The organism is Allobosea sp. 47.2.35, from assembly GCF_024655635.1.
In the GTDB taxonomy this organism is placed as follows: Bacteria; Pseudomonadota; Alphaproteobacteria; order Rhizobiales; family Beijerinckiaceae; genus Allobosea.
Window position 1 is genome coordinate 169,128 of sequence record NZ_JANLGI010000006.1, and the last position, 21,239, is coordinate 190,366.

The 21,239-nt window shown below is 67.0% G+C and carries 19 protein-coding genes; 3 read left to right on the forward strand and 16 right to left on the reverse strand.

Features of this window, described 5'->3' with window-relative positions:
- Positions 1-23: 23 nt before the first annotated feature.
- Genes rseP through frr form a run of 5 tightly spaced genes read right to left on the reverse strand, consistent with a single transcriptional unit; the run spans position 24 to position 4,596 of the window.
- Entirely contained in the window at positions 24-1,172 is a 1,149-nt protein-coding gene (rseP, locus tag NUV79_RS10245; protein WP_257732975.1) for an RIP metalloprotease RseP, read from the reverse strand.
- A gap of 31 nt (positions 1,173-1,203) precedes the next feature.
- The gene (gene dxr / locus NUV79_RS10250; RefSeq protein WP_257732976.1) at positions 1,204-2,385 is read right to left on the reverse strand and encodes a 1-deoxy-D-xylulose-5-phosphate reductoisomerase; all 1,182 of its coding nucleotides are present in this window, start codon (positions 2,383-2,385) and stop codon (positions 1,204-1,206) included.
- Between the two features lie 5 nt (positions 2,386-2,390).
- Positions 2,391-3,218 carry a phosphatidate cytidylyltransferase gene (locus tag NUV79_RS10255; RefSeq protein WP_257732977.1) on the reverse strand — a complete coding sequence of 276 codons (828 nt, stop codon included), beginning with the start codon at positions 3,216-3,218 and terminating at the stop codon, positions 2,391-2,393.
- On the reverse strand, positions 3,215-3,973 hold the full coding sequence (locus tag NUV79_RS10260; RefSeq protein ID WP_257732978.1) for an isoprenyl transferase: 759 nt from the start codon (positions 3,971-3,973) through the stop codon (positions 3,215-3,217). The genes NUV79_RS10255 and NUV79_RS10260 overlap by 4 nt, the downstream gene beginning before the upstream one ends.
- A gap of 59 nt (positions 3,974-4,032) precedes the next feature.
- Complete coding sequence (frr, locus tag NUV79_RS10265) at positions 4,033-4,596, reverse strand: ribosome recycling factor (protein WP_257732979.1); 564 nt, start codon at positions 4,594-4,596, stop codon at positions 4,033-4,035.
- A 182-nt stretch (positions 4,597-4,778) separates the two neighbouring features.
- Between frr and NUV79_RS10270 the strand changes: the two genes are divergently transcribed.
- Positions 4,779-5,192, forward strand: a complete 414-nt coding sequence (locus tag NUV79_RS10270; RefSeq protein WP_257732980.1) for a VOC family protein — start codon at positions 4,779-4,781, stop codon at positions 5,190-5,192.
- A gap of 7 nt (positions 5,193-5,199) precedes the next feature.
- On the opposite strand, the gene pyrH is transcribed toward NUV79_RS10270, so the two are convergent.
- From pyrH to NUV79_RS10290, 4 genes are all read right to left on the reverse strand, one after another.
- The gene (gene pyrH, locus NUV79_RS10275; protein ID WP_257732981.1) at positions 5,200-5,907 is read right to left on the reverse strand and encodes a UMP kinase; all 708 of its coding nucleotides are present in this window, start codon (positions 5,905-5,907) and stop codon (positions 5,200-5,202) included.
- Between the two features lie 109 nt (positions 5,908-6,016).
- Entirely contained in the window at positions 6,017-6,940 is a 924-nt protein-coding gene (gene tsf / locus NUV79_RS10280; protein WP_257732982.1) for a translation elongation factor Ts, read from the reverse strand.
- A gap of 194 nt (positions 6,941-7,134) precedes the next feature.
- A complete protein-coding gene (locus NUV79_RS10285; RefSeq protein WP_257732983.1) occupies positions 7,135-8,127 on the reverse strand; it encodes a 30S ribosomal protein S2 in 993 nt (330 codons plus the stop codon).
- A gap of 249 nt (positions 8,128-8,376) precedes the next feature.
- Positions 8,377-8,769 carry a pore-forming ESAT-6 family protein gene (locus NUV79_RS10290; RefSeq protein ID WP_257732984.1) on the reverse strand — a complete coding sequence of 131 codons (393 nt, stop codon included), beginning with the start codon at positions 8,767-8,769 and terminating at the stop codon, positions 8,377-8,379.
- A 137-nt stretch (positions 8,770-8,906) separates the two neighbouring features.
- On the opposite strand from NUV79_RS10290, the gene NUV79_RS10295 reads away from it, so the two are divergent.
- Complete coding sequence (locus tag NUV79_RS10295; RefSeq protein ID WP_257732985.1) at positions 8,907-10,061, forward strand: GGDEF domain-containing protein; 1,155 nt, start codon at positions 8,907-8,909, stop codon at positions 10,059-10,061.
- A gap of 8 nt (positions 10,062-10,069) precedes the next feature.
- Here NUV79_RS10295 and pncA read toward each other — a convergent pair whose 3' ends face one another.
- The 7 genes from pncA to NUV79_RS10330 all read right to left on the reverse strand — a co-directional run bounded on the left by pncA (position 10,070) and on the right by NUV79_RS10330 (position 19,168).
- A complete protein-coding gene (gene pncA / locus NUV79_RS10300) occupies positions 10,070-10,702 on the reverse strand; it encodes a bifunctional nicotinamidase/pyrazinamidase (protein WP_374679135.1) in 633 nt (210 codons plus the stop codon).
- 10 nt (positions 10,703-10,712) lie between these two features.
- On the reverse strand, positions 10,713-14,186 hold the full coding sequence (gene dnaE / locus NUV79_RS10305) for a DNA polymerase III subunit alpha (RefSeq protein WP_257732987.1): 3,474 nt from the start codon (positions 14,184-14,186) through the stop codon (positions 10,713-10,715).
- Between the two features lie 597 nt (positions 14,187-14,783).
- Positions 14,784-15,470: an ABC transporter ATP-binding protein gene (locus tag NUV79_RS10310; protein ID WP_257732988.1), complete on the reverse strand. Its 687-nt coding sequence runs from the start codon at positions 15,468-15,470 to the stop codon at positions 14,784-14,786.
- A 4-nt stretch (positions 15,471-15,474) separates the two neighbouring features.
- A complete protein-coding gene (locus NUV79_RS10315) occupies positions 15,475-16,767 on the reverse strand; it encodes a lipoprotein-releasing ABC transporter permease subunit (RefSeq protein WP_257732989.1) in 1,293 nt (430 codons plus the stop codon).
- 43 nt (positions 16,768-16,810) lie between these two features.
- Complete coding sequence (proS, locus tag NUV79_RS10320; RefSeq protein ID WP_257732990.1) at positions 16,811-18,142, reverse strand: proline--tRNA ligase; 1,332 nt, start codon at positions 18,140-18,142, stop codon at positions 16,811-16,813.
- Positions 18,143-18,307: 165 nt separating this feature from the next.
- On the reverse strand, positions 18,308-18,808 hold the full coding sequence (coaD, locus tag NUV79_RS10325; RefSeq protein WP_257732991.1) for a pantetheine-phosphate adenylyltransferase: 501 nt from the start codon (positions 18,806-18,808) through the stop codon (positions 18,308-18,310).
- 60 nt (positions 18,809-18,868) lie between these two features.
- Positions 18,869-19,168, reverse strand: coding sequence for a hypothetical protein (locus NUV79_RS10330; RefSeq protein WP_257732992.1), 300 nt, complete (start codon positions 19,166-19,168; stop codon positions 18,869-18,871).
- On the opposite strand from NUV79_RS10330, the gene NUV79_RS10335 reads away from it, so the two are divergent.
- Positions 19,149-21,020, forward strand: a complete 1,872-nt coding sequence (locus NUV79_RS10335; RefSeq protein WP_257732993.1) for an ABC-F family ATP-binding cassette domain-containing protein — start codon at positions 19,149-19,151, stop codon at positions 21,018-21,020. The genes NUV79_RS10330 and NUV79_RS10335 overlap by 20 nt on opposite strands.
- The last annotated feature ends 219 nt before the right edge of the window (positions 21,021-21,239 follow it).

Below are 21,239 nucleotides of genomic sequence, written 5' to 3' on the forward strand. Positions count from 1 at the left end.
CAAAGCGCGGTGCGCAGGCGGTTTCAGAGCATCCCGCGGACGTGGACGATGTCGTTCCAGGTTACGAACAGCATCAGCATCAGCACGAGCGCAAGGCCGACCCTGAAACCGATTTCCTGAGCGCGCGGGCTCAGCGGCCGGCCGCGAAGAGCCTCATAGAGATAGAACAGCAGGTGGCCGCCATCGAGCATCGGGACCGGCACGAGGTTCATCAGGCCGATCGAGACCGAGAGGATCGCAGCGAGGTTGATCAAACCGAGCAACCCGCCATTCGAGGCGACGATGCCCGAGACCTGCGCGATCCGAATCGGACCCGAGAGCTGGTCGGTGGATTCGCGCCCCGTCACCAGCTTGGCGATGTAGTCATAGGTCCGCGTCACGACGAACCAGGTCTCGACGAAGCCGGCCTTGGTGGAGTCGAGCAGTCCGAATCGCTGGATCTTCACATCCTCAGGGCGCGGCGAGGCCCTGACGCCGATCACGCCGATGCGCTGGATGCCGAGCTGGGTCTTCAGTTCGGTCAGCGCCGGCGTCACCGGCAGGGTCACTGTCCCGCCGTCGCGCTCGACCGAAACCTCCAGGCGCTCCTCGGGCCGGGTCGAGACGATACGCTGCATGTCGGAGAAGCTGGTAACCTTCTGGCCGTCGATGGCGATCACGATGTCGCCCGCCTTCAATCCGGCCTTCTCCGCTGCGCCGCCCGCGACCACGACATCGACGCGCGGGATCAGCACCTGCTTGCCGAAGAAGAAGGCCGAGCCAGCGAAGATCAGGATCGCCAGCAGGAAATTCGCGATCGGGCCCGCGGCGACGATCGCGGCCCGCTCGCCGAGGGACTGCGCCGGGAAGGAGCGTTCGCGTTCCTGCGCCGACATCCGGCTGACCGCCGCATCGTCAGGCGCGCTCGAGGCATCGGCATCGCCTGAGAACTTGACGTAGCCACCGAGCGGAATCAGCGCGAAGCGCCAGCGCGTGCCATGCCGGTCGTTGAAGCCGAAGAGCTCGCGGCCGAAGCCGATCGAGAAGGTCTTGACGTCGACGCCGCACCAGCGGCCGACCAGGAAATGCCCGAGTTCGTGGACGAAGACGACAATGGTCAGGACGAACAGGAACGGCAGCAGATAGCCGAGCACGAATTGCCCGGCATTCCAGAGCGACGCTGCGAATTCCATGAACCTGTTCCCTCGGGGTCTCTGTCAGCCTTTAGGTGACAGTGAACCGTGCTTGCGACAAGAGCGAGGCAGCCCGCCGCCTCGAATCGTGGTCAATGGCGAGCGCCTCCGCGACATCGCCCGGAGCCCTCGCTCCAACCGGAGAAGCTGCGCAGACCGCCTCCACCAGAGCCGTGATACCGGGAAAGCGGAGCCGGCGTTCCAAGAAGGCGGCGACGGCGATCTCGTTGGCGGCATTCAGTACGGCAGGCATCGCTCCGCCCTCGCGCAACGCTGCCATGGCAAGGCCCAGCGCCGGGAAGCGGACGAGGTCGGGGCGTTCAAAACTAAGCGGCGCCGCCAGAGCGAGATCGAGGAAACGCTGCGACGGCGCGTCGAGGCGACCGTCGATGCCGAGGCAATGCGCGGCCGCGACCCGCATGTCCGGCACGGCCATGCCGGCGCTGACCGAGCCGTCGCGGAAGGTCACGAGGCCGTGGACGATTTGCTGGGGATGGACGAGCACGTCGAGCTGGTCCGGCTGCAGATCGAACAGGAAGCGGGCCTCGATCAGCTCCAGCCCCTTGTTCATCATGCTGGCGGAATCGATCGTGATCTTGGCGCCCATCGCATAATTCGGATGCTTCAGCGCCTGATCGGGCGTTGCAGCCGCGATCTGGTCGGCGCTCCAGGTCCGGAACGGCCCGCCCGAGGCCGTCAGCGTCATGCTTCGGACCGATGAAAGCGGCTCGCCGCCCAGCACCTGGAACAGGGCGTTGTGCTCGGAATCGAGCGGCAGCAACCGGGCGCCGACCTCGCCCGCTCGCGCCATCACCGCAGCCCCGGCGCAGACCAGGCTTTCCTTGTTCGCGAGCGCGATCGTCCGCCCCGGCCGAAGCGCGGCGAAGGTCGCCTCCAGCCCGGCCGCACCCGAGATCGCGCTGACGACGATATCGGCCGGACGGTCGACCGCTTCCAGCACGGCGGAGCGCCCTGCTCCACTCGCGATTCCGGTGCCCGACAGCGCCTGCTTCAGCGCCTCGCCGCCCGCGGCATCGGCCAAGGCGGCGAATGATGCGCCGGTCTCGATCGCGGTTCGGGCCAGCGCCTCGGCATCACGCCCCCCAACGACTGTCGCGATCGACAGGCGCTCGGGATTCTCGGCGACGACATCGCGGACCGAACGTCCGACGGAGCCGGTCGCTCCCAGAAGCGTGACGCTGCGCAGGGGCATCGGGATCAGATGTTGAGGTGCAGGGCGAAGAGCGCGAAGCCGGCCAGCACCAGCACCGCCCAGTAGCCGTCGAGCCGGTCGAGGAAACCGCCATGGCCGGGAATGAGCTTGCTCGAATCCTTGGCGTCGAAACGGCGCTTGAGGGACGACTCGAACAGGTCTCCCGCCTGGCTGACGATCGAGCCTGCAAGCGAGGCGGCGATCACCGGCCCGGCCGCGGTCACGCCCTGCAGAGATGGCATCAGGCGCCAGACGAGATAGCCGCCGACCATGCCCGCGACGGCGCCGCCGATCGCGCCCGACCAGGTCTTCTTCGGACTCACCGCCGGCATCAGCTTGGGCCCGCCGAGCTTACGGCCGGTGAAATAGGCGGCGATATCGGTGAGCCAGACGACGGCGAAGCTCCACAGGATCAGGGCAAGGCCAATTTGCGGAAGATCGCGCAAGGCCGGCGTGACCAGTGCGAAGGCCAGCGCATAGGCCACACCGCAGAGTTCCAGCGCCAAACGCGAGCGCACGAAAGGCGTCGCGAGCGCGCCGAGAAGGGCCGCGGCCGCCGCGGTGCCCGCAAGCGCGGCCGGGCTTGCCGGTGAGTAGCTCAGCACGAGACCGGTGGCGATCACGCCGATGCCGGCGGGGATCGCATTGCCCCGCCCGACGATCGCAAGCCATTCATAGGCGACGAGCCCGGCGACGAGAATCCAGACCAGCCGGAACGGCCAGCCGCCCCAGAGCGTGACGAGCAGGACCAGCGCCCCAAGCACCAGCGCCGAGGCGACCCTGAGCCTGAGCTCGGAGTTTGCGCGCGGCGCGGAGGGAGACGGCGCATTCACGCGACGCCCACGCTGCGGTCGGAGGGCGTGGACAGTCCACCGAAGCGGCGATCGCGCTGGCGGTACTGGGCGAGCGCGTCCTCGAAGGCGGCGCGGTCGAAATCAGGCCACATCACCGGGGCGAAGATGAACTCGGCATAGGCCGCCTGCCAGAGCAGGAAGTTCGAGATTCGCGTCTCGCCCGAGGTCCGGATGACCAGCTCGGGATCGGGAATGTCGTGGGTATCGAGCCGGCCGGCGATCGCGGCCTCGTCGATCGCGGCCGGGTCGATCCGCCCCGCCGCGGCCTCCACCGCCAGCCGGCGCGTCGCGCGAATGATCTCGTCGCGGGAGCCGTAGTTGAAGGCGATCACCAGTACGAGGCCGGTATTGTCGCGCGTACTGGCTTCGGCATGCTCGACGAGGCGGCGCAGGTCGGCCGCAAGGTCGTCGCGGCTGCCGATGATCCGCACCCGGACATTGGCGGCGGAAAGCTCGGCGAGGTCCTTCTCGACGAAATGCTTGAGCAGCCCCATCAGGAAGGAGACTTCCGCATAGGGGCGGCGCCAGTTCTCGGTCGAGAAGCTGTAGAGCGTCAGGTACCGGAGGCCGAGGTCGCTGGCATTGCGGACCGTGCGGCGCAGCGCCTCCAGCCCGCGGCGATGACCCTCCTGCCGCGGCAGCCCGCGCATCTGCGCCCAGCGCCCGTTGCCGTCCATGATGATGGCGACATGAGCCGGGTTGGACGGGCCTGCCTCGCGCTGACCGGATGACATGCGGATGAGCCTCGCTCGGCTTCGGCCGAAGGAGCGCGGGAAATCTCCCGCGCAGGAAATCAGACGTGCAGGATTTCCTTTTCCTTCGCCGCGAGCGCCTGGTCGATCTCGGCGATGTGCTGATCGGTCGCCTTCTGGACGAGGTCGGAATTGCGCGCGGCGTCGTCCTTGGTCATGTCGCTGTCCTTCTCCAGCTTCTTGACCACGTCGATGCCGTCGCGGCGGACATGGCGCACGGAGACCTTGGCCTCCTCCGCGTATTTATGCGCGACCTTGACCATCTCCTTGCGGCGCTGCTCGTTCAGCTCGGGGATGCGGATGCGCAGGACCTGGCCTTCCGTCTGCGGGTTGAGGCCGAGATCGGATTCGCGCACCGCCTTGTCGACGGCGTTGACCATGGAGCGGTCCCAGACCTGCACGCTGAGCAGGCGCGGCTCCGGCACGGAGACCGTGGCGAGCTGGCTCAGCGGGGTGCGGGCGCCATAGGCCTCGACCATGATCGGATCGAGCATGTTGGCGGAGGCGCGGCCGGAGCGCAGCGAGGCGAGGTCGCCCTTGAAGGACTGCACCGCACCGGCCATGCGGCGCTTGATGTCGGCGAGGTCGAACGTCGTCTGGGCCATTTCAATCAGGACCTTACAGGTAATCCAAAATCGGCGAGACCATGGCGGCGAGGCTGCGCAGGGTCAAGATCAAGAGCCTCTAACGCAACCCGCTGGTCCGCCCCCTCCGGATGCCCATCTCATCCTAGAGGCCGGCTCGCTTGCCGGCCAGTGCCGCCCGCACGAAACCACGGAGAAAAGACGTGCCCCGCCTCAACCGCATCGTCGAGACAGCCCTCTATGTCGATGATCTCGACCGCGCCCGCATCTTCTACGAGGACAAGCTCGGCCTCGCGCCTCTGCTCAAGACGAAGACTCTCTTCGCCTATGATGTCGGGGGAGCGAACGTGCTGCTGCTGTTCCAGCGCGGCGCCTCGTTGCAGGCGCAACGCTCGGCCGGCGGCACGATCCCGCCGCATGACGGCAGCGGGCCGCTCCACATCGCCTTCGCGATCGACTCCGAAGAGCTTCCGGCCTGGGAGACCAGGCTGAATGAACTCGGCATCGCCGTCGAAGGGCGGATGCAATGGCAGCGTGGCGGCACGAGCCTCTACTTCCGCGATCCCGATGGGCACCTTCTCGAACTGACGACACCCGGCCTGTGGCAAACCTATTGAGGCGGCCTCAGGGCGTGACGTAGGTCGCCCTGCCCTCGCCGCGCAGGACGGCGGCGAGCATGCCGGGCTCGGCGATCGAGAAGACGACGATGGTCAGGCTCGCGTCGCGGGCGAGCGCGAAGGCGGCCGTGTCCATCACCTTGAGGTCGCGCTTGATCGCGTCTTCATGGGTCAGCGTGTCGTAGCGGGTCGCAGCCGGGTCCTTCTTCGGGTCGGCGCTGTAGACGCCGTCGACCTGCGTCGCCTTGAGGAGATGGCTGCAGCCGAGCTCGGCCGCGCGCAGGGCCGCGCCGGTATCGGTGGTGAAATACGGGTTACCCGTGCCGCCGCCGAGGATGACGACCTTGCCGTTGCTCAGGTGGTCGAGCGCACGCTTGCGGGCATAGCTCTCGCAGAGCGAGGGCATCGGCACCGCCGACATGGCGCGCGCCGGGGCGCCGGCAGCCTCGATCGCATGCTCCAGCGCGAGCGCGTTCATGACCGTGCCGAGCATGCCGATCGAATCGGCGGTGGTGCGGTCGAGGCCCTTGTTGAGGCCCTGGACGCCGCGGAAGAAGTTGCCGCCGCCGACCACGATTCCAATCTCGACGCCTTCGCGCGAGGCATGGGCGATGTCGGCCGCGAGCGCCGTCAGCGTGACGCCGTCCAGGCCGTTTCCAACGGGGCCGGCAAGAGCTTCGCCGGAGAGCTTCACGAGAACGCGTTGGGGTCTCATCGATGTCTCTCCGTCTAGCTGGGGGCCGGCCGCGATTCGACGCAGCCCTATCTTCCTACAAAAAAGGCCGCGCGATGCGCGGCCTTTCTCTCATTCGATAGCGAGCTTGTCAGCCCGTGGTGCCGCCGGCGGCAGCGACCTCGGCCGCGAAGTCCTGCTCTTCCTTCTCGATGCCCTCGCCGAGCGCGAAGCGGGCGAAGCCCTTCAGCGCGACCGGAGCGCCGACCTTGCCCTCGATCTCCTTGAGGACCTGCGAGACCGACTTCGAGCCGTCATGGATATAGGCCTGCTCGAGCAGGCAATATTCCTTGGCGTAGCTCTTCAGGCCGCTCTCGGTGATCTTGGCGAGGACGTGCTCGGGCTTGCCGGCATTCTTCTCGGCCAGGATCGCCTTCTCGCGCTCCAGGACTTCCGGGGCGACCGAAGCGAGGTCGAGAGCAACCGGGTTGGTCGCCGCGACATGCATGGCGAGCTGGCGGCCGAGCACCGCGAGCTCATCGGCCTTGCCGGTCGACTCGAGCGCGACGATAACACCGATCTTTCCGAGGCCTTCGGTGATCGCGCCGTGGACATAGGAGCCGATCACGCCCGAGGAGACCTTGAGCGAGGAAACGCGGCGCAGCGTCATGTTCTCGCCGATGGTGGCGATGGCGTTGGCGATGGCGTCCTGCACCGAGCCACCGCCCGGATAGTGATGGCCGAGCAGCGCCTCGACGTCGCCGCCACGCTCCAGCGCGACATCGGCGATGGTCTTGGCGAGCGCCTGGAATTCCGGGTTGCGCGCGACGAAGTCGGTCTCGGAGTTGACCTCGACGACGACGCCCTCATTGCCCTGCACGGCGACGGCGACGAGGCCCTCGGCGGCGACGCGGCCGGCCTTCTTGGCGGCCTTCGACAGGCCCTTGGCACGCAGCCAGTCCACGGCGGCTTCCATGTTGCCGTCGGTCGCCGAGAGGGCGGTCTTGCAATCCATCATGCCCGCGCCGGTCTTGTCGCGGAGTTCCTTCACCATCGCGGCGGTGATCGCTGCCATCTGTCTTGTCCTTGCTGTCGGTGCGGCGCAGGCCCGAAGGCCGGCCACGGATCGGAATGATGCGGACGCCTGCATGGGGAAACGCCGACGCTCCGTTTCCGGCCGTCGGCGCGTCCTCTTAACGTCTCAAAGCCGGCGTCAATCGAGAGGCCCGATTGCGACGCGCCGATGACGCGCCGCAACCGCTAACCGAATTACGCGTCGGCGAGATCGCGAGCCTGGGCGACCCAGCCTTCGCGGTCGATCTTGCCGCCGAGCTTCAGGTCGTGGTCGATCTTGGTCACGTCGGCCGGGGTCATCGCAGCGATCTGCCAGAAGTGGTAGATGCCGCCGTCGTTCAGCTTCTGGACCGCGTCCGGACCCATGCCCGAGAGCTTGGTCAGATCGTCCGGAGCGCCACGCGGGGTGGTCAGCGTCTCGAAGGCGCCCGAAGCGGTCTCGAGAGCCTCCTCGACGACCGGCGCCTCGGCGGCGCCGACATCGATGCCCTGGTCGCCCGAGGCGCGGCCGATGCCGTCGATCGCCGAGCGGGCGATCAGGTCGCAATAGAGCTGGATGGCGCGGCCGGCGTCGTCATTGGCCGGGACCGGGAAGGTGATGCCATCCGGATCCGAGTTCGAGTCGACGATCGCGGCGACCGGGATGCCGAGGCGCTGAGCCTCCTTGATCGCCAGCTGCTCCTTGTTGGTGTCGATCACGAAGATCATGTCCGGCGTGCCGCCCATGTCCTTGATGCCGCCCAGAGCCTTCTCGAGCTTGTCGCGCTCACGCGACAGCATCAGGCGCTCCTTCTTGGTCAGGCCGGCGCCGCCGCCGTTGAGCAGCTCGTCGACCTTGCGCAGGCGCTGGATCGAAGCCGAAATGGTCTTCCAGTTGGTCAGCATGCCGCCGAGCCAGCGGGAGTTGACATAGTACTGGGCCGAGCGCTTGGCGGCATCGGCGATCGCATCCTGCGCCTGGCGCTTGGTGCCGACGAAGAGGACGCGGCCGCCGCGAGCAACGGTGTCCGACACGGCCTGCAGGGCGCGGTGCAGCATCGGCACCGACTGCGACAGGTCGAGGATGTGGATGTTGTTGCGGACGCCGAAGATGTACGGGGACATCTTGGGGTTCCAGCGGTGCGACTGGTGGCCGAAATGGGCGCCGGCCTCGAGGAGCTGGCGCATGGAGAAATCAGGCAGAGCCATGGTGTTCTAGTCCTTCCGGTTGAACCTCTGGAGCGCGAATGAACAGGGCATGAGCTGCCACGTCACCGGAACGCCTCGGGAGATCGAGGCGATGCGCTCCATGTGGGATGGGCTGCGCCTTACAGGGGATGGCGCCGCATTGCAAGCCGCTTGGGCCGGGAAAGCCGGGCGCGCGACATGATGATGCCCATGCGGATACCGCATGGGCCCGTCCACAGTTATCCGCCCGGCAGAATGCCGGGGCTCGCCTCACTGCGGCAGCTTGGCGCCCATCTGCTTCACGACATCGCCGATCTGCTTGCAGTAGGCGGCCGGCGTGCTGTTCGTCGCCTTGGCGATCGCCTCGATGTTCTGCTCCATGCCCATGGCCGAGATCGTGCCCTTGCGGCCGGCGGCCTCGGCCGCGTCGCCGCCGCTGACATCGGCCGGCACCGGGATCATCGCGATCATCTTCTTCTGGACGTCGGCGGCCCCGGCGTCGGTGAAACCCTTGTCGGCGCAATAGCCGAGGATGCCGAGCTGATTGCGGGCCGCCTGATAGGCGACCTTGAGCTGATCGGCCTGGGTCTGGGCGACGGACGGGGCGACCGAGCCCAGAAATGCGACCGCGGAGGCGGCCATCAACGACTTGTAAAAGGTCATGGGGAATATCCTCAGGCTATCATGTTCTCAAGCATGCCAAGATGCTCGCCCCCCCGCCGCCGCCTGCCTAGCGCGTGCGACCAGCCTGAACAACCCGGACCGCTCCGACAGGACGGCTGCCGGAGGCTGGATTCGGCGTGACCCTCGACCTGAGAACGATCTTCGTCACCGGCGCGCTGACCTGCTTCATCATCGGCGCACTGCAATTGATGACCTTCGCCACCGGCCGCTTCACCCGCAGCCCGGTCTGGTGGGGCGTCAGTAGCCTGTGCATCGGGATCGGCCTGCTCGGCGCGGCTTTCCGCGGCACGATTCCCGACATCGTCTCGATCGAGTTCGCCAACACCGCGATGCTGGCGGGCTGCCTGCTGCTGCTCTTCGGCATCCGCAACTTCGCCGGCCGCGAGCTCAACTGGTTCGGCTTCGGGGTGGTGCTCCTCGGCATCTGGACCCTGCTCGCACTCTCGCCGGGAACAGAGGGCTATTCGACGCGCGTCATGGTCGTGGCGACGGTGATGGCGCTCTGCGATGCCGCGATCGTGCGCGAGGCCGTCCGGCTCGGCCGGCAGGAAAGGCTGCGCTCGGCCTGGCTCCTGGCTGCGCTGTTCATGCCGACCGTGGTGATCTATGCCGGGCGCATCACGCTGGCGGCGCTGGACCAGGTCGGCACGACGCTGTTCCCCACCGATTCGGGAGCGACGGGCTGGCTCGCCGCGACCGGCGTCGCCTTCGTCATCCTCAGAGGCCAGGCGCTGCTGCTGCTCGCGGCCGAGCGCAGCAACCGGATTCTCGCGACGCTCGCCCGGCGCGATCCGCTGACCGGGGCGATGAACCGCTCCGGCCTCGAGCAATGGCTGGCGCGGCAAGCGCGCGGCGAGCAGCACGCGGCGCTGCTGCTCATCGACATCGACCATTTCAAGCAGATCAACGACACGCTCGGCCATGCCACCGGTGACCGCATCCTGCGGCTCTTCGCCAGCACCGTGCAGGAACAGCTGCGCAGCACCGACATCCTGGCCCGGCAGGGCGGTGACGAATTCACCATCATCCTGCCCGATATCGGAGTCCGGGAAGCGGTGCGGGTGGCCGAGCGCCTCCGCGGCGCCTTCCGCGACAAGGTCGCCGATCTCGCCGAGATCGGTTTGCAGCCGACGCTCAGCATCGGCGTGGCCGAGGTTGAAATCGGCGGGCGCGAGCTTGACGACCTCCTCGTCGAGGCTGACGAGGCGCTCTACCGCGCCAAGCGGCTCGGGCGCGACCGCGTCCAGGCGCAGCTCAAGCCGGCGGCATGACTCCGGGCTTAGCCTCGGGGCGCGAGGGTCGCGGCCGAGACGCGCTTGATCCCAGCTGCGGCCATCTCGGCCCAGGCCCGGTCGAGCGAACCCTCGAGATCGATCGCGCGGCAGGCATCCTCGACCACGATCGTCTCGAAGCCGGCGCGGGCGGCATCCTGTGCCGTCCAGCTCACGCAGAAATCCGTCGCGAGCCCGGCAATGACGACCTTCGCGATGCCGCGCTCGCGTAGATAGCCCTCCAGTCCCGTCCGCGTCTGGCGATCGGCCTCGATGAAGCCGGAATAGCTGTCGATGCTCTGGCGAAAGCCCTTGCGGATCACCGCCTCGGCATGGGGCAGATCGAGCCCGGCATGGAAGGCGGCGCCCGCCGTGCCCTGCACGCAATGATCCGGCCAGAGCACCTGCAGGCCATAGACCAGCTCGATCGTCTCGAAGGGTTTACGGCCCGAATGGCTGGAGGCGAAGGAGGCGTGTCCGGCCGGATGCCAGTCCTGCGTCAGCACGACCTGGCGGAAGCGGCGCCCGAGCGCATTGACGACGGGCACGATCGCGTCGCCATCCGGCACGGCGAGGCTGCCGCCCGGACAGAAATCGTTCTGGACGTCGACCACGAGCAGCGCGGTCCGGTCGTCGGCCATTGATGCGCTCCTATTGCAGCCTGACATCGACCACGCCGGGCGCGGCGCGCACGGCATTGGCGATCTGCTGGTTGACCGGGAACTTGCCGGGCAATTCGATCTCGACCTCCTGCGCGCCGTCATCGATGATCATGATGATCGAGACCTTGCCCTCAGCGCGCATGGCGTCGCGCGGGCGGATGCGCTCGGCGACAGAGGCAACCGCCTTGTCGTCGCGCAGATAGACGACGAGATCCTGCTTCTGGCGCGCGGCGAGCCCATCGAGCTCCTCGGCATCCTCGATGCGCGGGCGTACCTCTTCGCCGTCGAGCACGGCCGACAGGCGCAGCACCAGCGCCCTGCCCGGCTCGAGCAGGTCGCGCAGCTTCATCAACCCTTCCGAGAACAGCACCGCCTCGAACTGGCCGCTCGGATCGGACAGGTTGACGATGCCCATCTTGGAGCCGGACTTGGTGCGTCGCTCCGACTTGTCGATGACGGAAACAGCGACCTTGCCGACGCCGGTGCCGTTGACCTTCACCGTCTGCGCGAAATCGGCATAGCGCTGCACGCGCAGCCGCTTCAGCACATGCTCGTAATCATCGAGCGGGTGGCCGGAGAGGAAGAAGCCGACCGCCTCATGCTCGCGCCTGAGCTTTTCGGCCGGCGCCCAGGGCTCGACCTGCGGGATGCGGAAGGCTTCCTGCACCACGCCGCCGCCGAGCAGGTCGAACTGGCCGGCCGCCGCCTCGTCGCGGGTGCGGTTCGAGAGCGCCAGCATGCCGTCGAGCGCCGCGACAGCGCGCGCGCGGTCCGCCTCCAGCTCGTCGAGCGCCCCCGCTGCGATCAGCGCTTCCAGCGTGCGGCGATTGACGAGCCGGGTATCGATGCGGCGGGCGAGATCGGCGAGATCGCGGAACGGTCCGTTGGCCTGCCGCGCCGCCACCAGCGATTCCACCGCCGCGGTGCCGACGCCCTTGATGGCCCCAAGCGCATAGAAGATCTTGCCGTCGGCGACGTCGAACTCGACGCCGGACTGGTTGATCGCCGGCCGCTCGACCTTGATGCCGAGCCGCTCGGCATCGCGGCGGAATTCCGAGAGCTTGTCGGTGTTGCCCATGTCGAGCGTCATCGACGCCGCCAGGAACTCGACCGGGTAGTTCGCCTTCAGATAGGCGGTCTGGAAGGCGACGATGGCATAGGCCGCCGCATGGCTCTTGTTGAAGCCGTAATCCGCGAACTTCGCCAACAGGTCGAAGATTTCGGAGGCGATGTCCTTCTTGATGCCGCCCTCGATCGCGCCCTTCACGAAGCGGTCGCGCTGGGCGTCCATCTCCGCCTTGATCTTCTTGCCCATGGCGCGGCGCAGCAGATCGGCTTCGCCGAGCGAATAGCCCGAGAGCGCCTGCGCCACCTGCATCACCTGTTCCTGGTAGACGATGATGCCGTGGGTCTCGCGCAGCCAGGGCTCCATGCCGGGATGGAGATAGGTCGGGTCTTCCAGTCCGAGCTTGCGGCGGCAATAGGTCGGGATGTTGTCCATCGGGCCCGGCCGATAGAGCGCCACCAGCGCGATCAGGTCCTCGATCCGGTCGGCCTTCATCTCGACCAGCGCCTTGCGCATGCCGACCGATTCCACCTGGAACACGCCGACCGTCTCGCCGCGCGCCAGCATGGCGTAGGTCGTCGGATCGTCGAAGGGCAGTTGCGCCAGATCGATATGGATGCCGCGCTGGGCGATCAGCTTCACCGCCGTGGTCAGCGTGGTCAGCGTCTTCAGGCCGAGGAAGTCGAACTTCACCAGCCCGGCCTGCTCGACCCATTTCATGTTGAACTGGGTGACGCGCATGCCGGTGCGCGGATCGACCGAGAGTGCCACGAGCTGCTCCAGCGGCCGGTCGCCGATCACCACGCCTGCGGCGTGAGTCGAAGCATGGCGGTGAAGCCCTTCCAGCTTCTGGCCAATTTCGAGCAGCCGCGCGACGATCGGCTCCTCCTCGGCGGCCTGCTGCAGCTTGGGTTCGCCCTCGATCGCATCCTTCAACGAGATCGGCTTGGCCGGGTTCTGCGGCACGAGCTTCGTCAGCTTGTCGACCTGGCCATAGGGCATTTCGAGCACGCGGCCGACGTCGCGCAGCACGCCGCGGGCGAGCAGCGTGCCGAAGGTGATGATCTGGGCGACGCGTTCCTGCCCGTAATGGTGCTTCACATAGTCGATCACCTCTTCTCGCCGGTTCTGGCAGAAGTCGATGTCGAAGTCGGGCATCGAGACGCGGTCGGGATTGAGGAAGCGCTCGAAGAGCAGGCCGAAGCGCAGCGGATCGACGTCGGTGATCGTCAGCGCATAGGCGACCAGCGAGCCTGCGCCCGAGCCGCGGCCCGGACCGACCGGGATGTCATGGTTCTTCGCCCATTTGATGAAGTCCGAGACGATCAGGAAGTAGCCCGGGAACTTCATCCGGGTGATGATCGAGAGCTCGAAATCGAGCCGCTTCTCGTAATCCTCGACGGTGAAGCCTTCGGCCGGGCCGTGCTTGGCAAGCCGCGCAGCAAGCCCGGCGCGGGCCTGATCCTGCAGCTCCTCCGCCTCGTCACGCCCCTCCTCGCCGAAGCGCGGCAGGATCGGCTTGCGGGTCGAGACGCGCCAATGGCAGCGCATCGCGATCTCGACGGTGTTCGCCAGCGCTTCCGGCAGGTCGGCGAAGCGCTTCTTCATCTCGGCGCGCGAGGCGAAATAATGCTCCGGCGTAACGCGGCGGCGCGTGCCGTCGGAAACGAGGCGCCCCTCGGCCACGGCCAGCAGCGCGTCATGCGCGTCGAAATCGGCAGGCTTGGCGAAGAAGGGTTCGTTGGTCGCGACGATCGGCAGGTCTGCGTCGTAGGCGAGGCGCAAGAGATGCGCTTCCCGCGTCGCCTCGCCCTCGCCGCCATGTCGCTGGATCTCGACATAAAGCCGGTCCCCATAGATGCCGGCGAGCGTCGCGAGGCGCGAAGCGGCCTGCGGAAGCTGGCCGAGTCGCAGGGCGACATCCACCGGTCCGCCCTGCCCCCCGGTCAGCGCGATCAGGCCGCTATTATAGGCGGCAAGACGCTCGACCGTGGTGATCGGCTGGCCCGAGCCGCCGGTCGCCAGCGCCGCCTCGCTAACGAGCTTCATCAGGTTGCCGTAGCCGCCCTCGTCCATGGCCAGCAGGACGATATGCGGCAGGCGCTGCGGCTGTGTCGGCTTGCGGCTGCCCTCGCCTTCATCGGCGAAATCGACGGAGAGCTGCACGCCGACGATCGGCTGCAGGCCGGAGCCCGCCAGCTTCTCGGAGAATTCGAGACCGCCGAAGAGATTGTCGGTATCGGTCAGTGCTAAAGCCGGCTGGCCGTCGGCCACCGCCATCTTGGCGAGCGTCGCGATCGTCATCGCGCCTTCGAGCAGCGAATAGCTCGAATGGACATGCAGGTGGACGAAGCCGATCTCCTGGAGAACGCGCGCCTCGTCGGCTTCCCTGCTCATGTCCCACTCCTGTCGCCGCAACCGGGCGACTCGTCCTTACCCGGCCCTTCTTATGCGTCCTGGGCGGGGCCGGCGTCGAGGCCTTATGGGCCCGTCTGTGGATGGCTCCTGCCGTCCTCAGACATGCGGGCCGGAGAGAATAGCGGCCCAGAGCCAGATCATGCCGAGGAAGACGCCGAGCGAGGCGATCTCGGCAAGGCCGGCGGCGAATTTACGCGCTGCAGTCATGAGAACCTCCTGTGTTTCTGATACGTTCATATTAGTTCGCTATTTGTTCTCGTCAATGTCGATAGGGAAGCGGGCAGCGCGAACCCGGCATAGCGGTTAATGAAATCCTACCGATGCTCTGATGCGGGCGTTGGCGATCAGTCTCGCCGCTCTGGATTTTGCAGCGTCATGCTCGGGCTTGTCCCGACCACCCACGCCTTCTTTCGACGAGGGCCGTGCTCAAGACGTGGATGCTCGCCACAAGGGCGAGCATGACGCGGGGCGTTCCGCTCAGAAGCCGTCTTTGTCATTCCGGGGGCACCACAGGCGCGAATCCGGAATGACAAAGGTGGTGGTGCCGGTAAGGAACAGCCTGACGGCCGCTGCCGCCTACAGCTTGACGACGAGCCCGTCGCGGATCGTGACCTGCCGGTCCATCTGGCGGGCGAGATCGAGGTTATGCGTCGCGATCAGCGCCGCCAGCCCCGAGGCCCGCGCCAGCGCCATCAACGTGCCGAAGACATGCTGCGCGGTCTGCGGATCCAGATTGCCGGTCGGCTCGTCGGCCAGCAACAGGCGCGGCCCGTTGGCGACGGCGCGGCCGATGGCAACGCGCTGCTGCTCGCCGCCGGACAATTCGCCCGGCAGATGGTCGAGCCGCTCGCCGAGGCCGAGGAAGGTCAGAAGTTCCGATGCCCGCTCCTCCGCGAGGCCGCGGGCGAGGCCGCGGATGCGCTGCGGCAGCACCACGTTCTCCAGCGCCGTGAACTCGGGCAGGAGATGGTGGAACTGGTAGACGAAGCCGATCTCGGTACGGCGCAGCCGCGTGCGGCCCTTGTCGTCGAGCTTGGTCGTGGCGAGCCCGCCGACGAACACCTCGCCGGAATCGGGCTTCTCTAGCAGGCCAGCGACATGCAGCAGCGTCGACTTGCCGGTGCCGCTCGGCGCAACCAGGGCGACGACCTCGCCCGGCCAGAGCGCGAAATCGGCCTTGCGCAGCACTTCGAGCGGCGCGTCGCTCTGCGGGTAGTAGCGCTCGACCTGGGAGAGGAAGAGCGCGGGCATTTCCTGTGCCATCGGCTCAACCCATCCTGAGAGCTTCGACCGGGTCGAGGCGTGCCGCCTTCCAGGCCGGATAGAGCGTCGCCAGCAGCGACAGGGTCAGCGCCATCACCACCACGCTCGTCACCTCGCTCCAGTCGATGACGGAGGGGATGTCGCTGAGGAAACGCACCGTCGGGTCCCAGAGATTGGCGCCAGTGATCCAATTCAGCGCCGCCATGATCGACTTGATGTTCTTGGCGAAGACGATGCCGAGAGCGAGCCCGGCCAAAGTGCCGATGACGCCGATCGCCGCCCCCGTAATCAGGAAGACGCGTAGCACCGTGCCGCGCGTGCAGCCCATGGTGCGCATGATCGCGATATCGGCGGTCTTGTCCTTCACCAGCATGATCAGGCCGGAGACGATGTTCAGCGCCGCGACCAGCACGATCAGGGTCAGGATGATGAACATCACGTTGCGCTCGACTTCCAGCGCATTGAAGAAGCTTCGATTTCTCTGGCGCCAGTCGGAGAGCACGAGCGGGCGCGGCGCATCGGCCTCGATCGCGTCGCGGACGGCCTGGGTCCGGTCTGGATTGTCGACGAAGATCTCGATGACGTTCACGTCGCCGTCGCGGTTGAAATAGGCCTGCGCCTCGGCGAGCGGCATGTAGACGAAGGTGCCGTCGAACTCGGTCATGCCGATCTCGAAGATCGCCTTGACCGGATAGGCCTTGATGCGCGGCGCTGTGCCGAAGGGCGTCGAGGCCCCTTGCGGCGAGACCAGCGTCATCATGTCATTGACCTGGATGCCCAACGCGTTGGCGAGGCGGCGGCCAATGGCGACGCCAGGCGTCCCGCCATCGAAGCCATCGAGCGTGCCGCCCTTGATGTTGCCGCCGATGAAGGGGATCGCCTTGATGTCGCTCTCGCGGATGCCGCGGACCAGCACGCCATTGTTGCCGGTCTGCGAGGAGGCGAGCGCCTGTCCCTCGACCAGCGGGATCGCGAGCTTGATGCCGGAGATCTTGCTGAGCCGCGCCGCGACGCTGTCGTAATCATCGAGCGGCCGGTCGATCGGCGTCGCGAAGATATGGCCGTTCACGCCGACGATCTTGCTCAGCAGCTCGATCCGGAAGCCGTTCATCACCGACATCACGATGATCAGCGTCGCGACGCCGAGCATGATACCGAGGAAGGAGAAGCCGGCGATGACCGAGACGAAACCCTCGCGGCGACGCGTGCGCAGATAGCGTCCGGCAAGCAGCCACTCGAAACCGGCGAAGGCCTTGGTTCCGGTCGGGACCTCGGCGCTGTCGGCGACGGCGCTCATGCGGCAGCTCCCACGATGTCCAGCTTCATGACGGTGCCCGCCGTCACGCCGTCCTGCCCTTGAAGCGGTCGAGCGCGGCCTCGAGCGAGACGAGTTCGCGCTCGCCACCGGCGCGGCGCTTGATCTCGACCTTGCCCTCGGCCAGCCCCTTCGGGCCGACGATGATCTGCCAGGGCACGCCGATCAGGTCGGCGGTGGCGAATTTGGCGCCCGGCCGGTCGTCGGTGTCGTCGAGCACGGCGTCGTAGCCCTTGGCGAGCAGGTCCTTGTAGATGCGCTCGGCCGCACCGTCGGTCGCCGCGTCGCCGGCCTTGAGGTTGATCACCGCGATGTCGAAGGGCGCGATCTCCTCGGGCCAGACGATGCCGGCATCGTCATGGCCGGCCTCGATCAGCGCCGCGACGAGGCGGCTCGGCCCGATGCCGTAGGAGCCGCCATGCAGAAGCACGGGCTGGCCGTCCGGCCCGGCGACCGTCGCGCCCATCGGCTCGGAATATTTCGTGCCGAAATAGAAGATATGGCCGACCTCGATGCCGCGCGCCGAGACGCGCTTGTCTTCGGGAACCGCTTCGAAGGCTGCCTTGTCGTGCATCTCCTCGGTCGCGGCGTAGAGGCTCGTCCACTTGTCGAAGACGCCCTGCAGGCCGGCAACGCTGTCGAAATCGGTATCGGCGGCCGGCGTCTCGAAGTTCAGGTAGTCGCTGTGGCAGAAGACCTCGCTCTCGCCGGTCGAGGCAAGCACGATGAACTCGTGGCTGAGGTCGCCGCCGATCGGGCCGGTATCGGCCTTCATCGGGATCGCCTTCAGGCCGAGCCGCGCGAAGGTGCGCAGATAGGCCGTGAACATACGGTTATAGGCGTGGCGCGCCGCGTCCTTGTCGAGATCGAAGGAATAGGCGTCCTTCATCAGGAACTCGCGGCCGCGCATCACGCCGAAGCGCGGGCGGACCTCGTCGCGGAACTTCCACTGGATGTGGTAGAGATTGAGCGGCAGGTCCTTGTAGGACTTGACGTAGGAACGGACGATCTCGGTGACCATTTCCTCGTTGGTCGGCCCGTAGAGCATGTCGCGATCATGCCGGTCCTTGATGCGCAGCATCTCCTTGCCATAGGCGTCGTAGCGCCCGCTCTCGCGCCAGAGATCGGCCGACTGGATGGTCGGCATCAGGATCTCGACGGCACCCGAGCGGTCCTGCTCCTCGCGGATGACGTTGCTGATCTTGTTCAGCACGCGCAGGCCCAGCGGCAGCCAGGAATAGATGCCCGCCGATTGCTGGCGGATCATGCCGGCGCGCAGCATCAGCCGGTGCGAGACGATCTCCGCTTCCTTGGGCGTGTCGCGCAGAAGGGGCAGGAAATAGCGGGAAAGACGCATCGGAAAACCTGTCGGAGGGCCCTGCGCGCAGAATCGCGCCGGGAGATCGGAGAGCGAGTCGGCCTAGCTGAGAGACACCATCGCTCTCGGCAAAATGCAAACCAAAATCAGCAGGAAGCGGCGGAAGATGGCGAAGTTATGTGCCTTTAGCGAGGGATAGCGCCGTCAGCCCTTGGCGAAGCGCGCCTTCAGCGCTGCGAGCACCGGGGCCGGCACGAAGGGCGAGACATCCCCGCCCATCGCCGCGATCTGGCGCACCAGCGTCGCGGTGATGTAGCGCACACCGGGCGAGGCCGGCAGGAACACGGTTTGCACATCCGGCGCCATCGTGCCGTTCATCCCGGCCATCTGCATCTCGTAGTCGAGATCGCTGCCGTCGCGCAGGCCGCGGATGATGATCGAAGCCCCCGCCCGGCGCGCCGCGTCCACCGCGAGATCGTCGAAGGTCACGACGTCGAGCGCGGCGCCCTTGGCTGCCAGCAGGGGCCCGGCGACGGCGCGCAGCAATTCGGCACGGATATCGACGGAGAGCAGCGGCGTCTTGCCGGGATGGACCCCGATCGCCAGGACGAGCCTGTCGCAGAGGCCGGCGGCCGCCGCGATAACGTCGGCATGGCCGTTGGTCACGGGGTCGAAGGAGCCGGTATAGAAAGCGATGCGTGCCATGGGGCCAGCGTTAGCGGCTGGACCGGAAGACGACAAGTCTTCTCAGGGGCTTGGGCAACTTCAGGTCAGCGGCACCAGCGCGACGAGCGCTGCGGCGCTGCCGATGATGATCGAGACGAGGACCATGAGGGACGCCGTAGCGGAAGCGCGGCGGGAGCTGGCGAAGGACAGGCGGGTATCCATGAAGATAACCTCGGCGAATCGCGGTTGATCCGGTTTCCCTTGGGTGATGGCCGGCGGAGGCCGTCCCAAGGCGAGATTTTGACGAAACGGTGACATCGGCCGCTTGTTCCGGCTTTCGATTGCCTTTTCGGGGCTCCCAAGCCTAAACGAACGCGCCATGCTGACGATCAACGACATCACCTACCGTCTCGGCGAGCGCCTGCTGCTCGACCATACCGGCGCCGCCATCCCCGATGGCGCGCGCGTCGGCTTCGTCGGCCGCAACGGCACCGGCAAGACCACGCTGTTCAAGATCATCACCGGCGATTTCGGCACCGAGAGCGGCAATATCAGCCTGCCGAGGGGCCGACGCATCGGCGGCGTCGCACAGGAAGCGCCGGGTGGCCCGGAGACGCTGATCGAGGTTGTGCTCGCGGCGGATACAGAGCGCACAGCCCTGATGACCGAAGCGGAAACCGCGACCGATCCGCACCGCATCGCCGAGATCGGCACGCGGCTCGCCGATATCGGTGCGCATTCCGCCCCGGCGCGTGCCGCGATGGTGCTGCACGGGCTCGGCTTCAACGAAGAGGCGCAGCAGCGCCCCTGCTCCGATTTCTCGGGGGGCTGGCGGATGCGCGTCGCGCTCGCCGCCGTGCTGTTCTCCGAGCCCGACCTGCTGCTGCTCGACGAACCCACCAACTATCTCGACCTCGAAGGCACGCTCTGGCTCTACGATTATCTGGAGCGCTATCCACATACCGTGATCGTCATCAGCCACGATCGCGAATTGCTGGACACCTCGGTCGACCACATCATGCATCTCGACCAGGGCAAGCTGACGCTCTATCGCGGCGGCTATTCCTCATTCGAAAAGCAGCGCGCCGAGAAGCAGATGCAGCTCGCCCGCGCCAAGGAGAAGCAGGACGCCGAGCGCAAGCATCTCCAGTCCTTCGTCGACCGCTTCAAGGCCAAGGCGACCAAGGCCCGGCAGGCGCAGTCGCGCGTCAAGCGGCTGGAGAAGATGCAGACCATCGCCGCGATCGTCGATCGCGACGTGCAGCCCTTCGTCTTCCCCGGCCCGGAAAAGCCGCTCTCGCCGCCGATGATCGTGCTGGAGGATGCCGCCGCCGGCTATGGCGAGCGTAAGGTCTTGTCGCGGCTCAACCTGTCATTGGCGCCGGACGACCGCATCGCGCTGCTCGGCTCGAACGGCAACGGCAAGTCGACCTTCTGCAAGCTGATCGGCGGCCGGCTCGACGCGATGTCCGGCGAGATGAAGAAGTCGAGCAAGCTGGAGACGGCCTATTTCGCCCAGCACCAGCTCGACGAACTGCGCATCGAGGACACGCCGGTCGGCCATCTGCGCGACCTGATGCCGGATGCGCCGGAAGCGAAGGTCCGCTCCAAGGCGGCGCAGATCGGCTTCCCCGCCTCCAAGGCCGACACACCGGTGAAGCTGCTCTCCGGCGGCGAGAAGGCCCGCCTGATGCTGGGGCTCGCGACCTTCCACGGGCCGCATCTGCTGATCCTCGACGAGCCGACCAACCATCTCGACATCGACAGCCGCACCGCGCTGGTCAACGCGATCAACGAGTATCCCGGCGCCGTCATCCTCGTCAGTCACGACCGCTTCCTGATCGAGGCCTGCGCCGACCGGCTCTGGCTCGTCGGCGGCGGCACCGTGAAGAATTTCGACGGCGACATGGACGATTACCGCACCTATGTGCTGGGCGCCGCCAAGGCCGAGAAGCGCGGCAAGCCTGCGCCGGATGCTACCGCCAAGCCCAAGGCCGACGAGCGCAAGGAAGCGGCGACGAAGCGGGCCGCCCAAGGGCCGCTCAGGCAGAAGCTCAATCTCGCCGAGGCGCGCATCGCCAAGCTGACCGGCCTGATCGAAAAGGTCGACGCGGCGCTCGCAAACGGCGCCTTCTCCCGCGAGCCCGACAAGGCGCTGCAGATCTCGCGCCAGCGCGCGGAACTGTCGGAGGCGCTGGCGGCAGCGGAAGAGGAATGGCTGCTGCTCGGCGAGGAACTGGAGAACGCCTGAGGCGTCAGGCCTCCGGTATCCGGGGCTGTCGCGGCTGACCGCCTATTGGCGCGGGACGCAGGCGCCGAGCCTCAGCATGGTTCCGGCCGGGCAGGTATATGCGCCGGTGGGCTGCGAGATCGGCCGGACGGATTCGCAGCAGGCACCGCGGACGACATAGCCGCTCGGGCAGCCGCCGGACATATCCATGCGGTCCTTGCCGTCTCGGGTCGGGCGGCA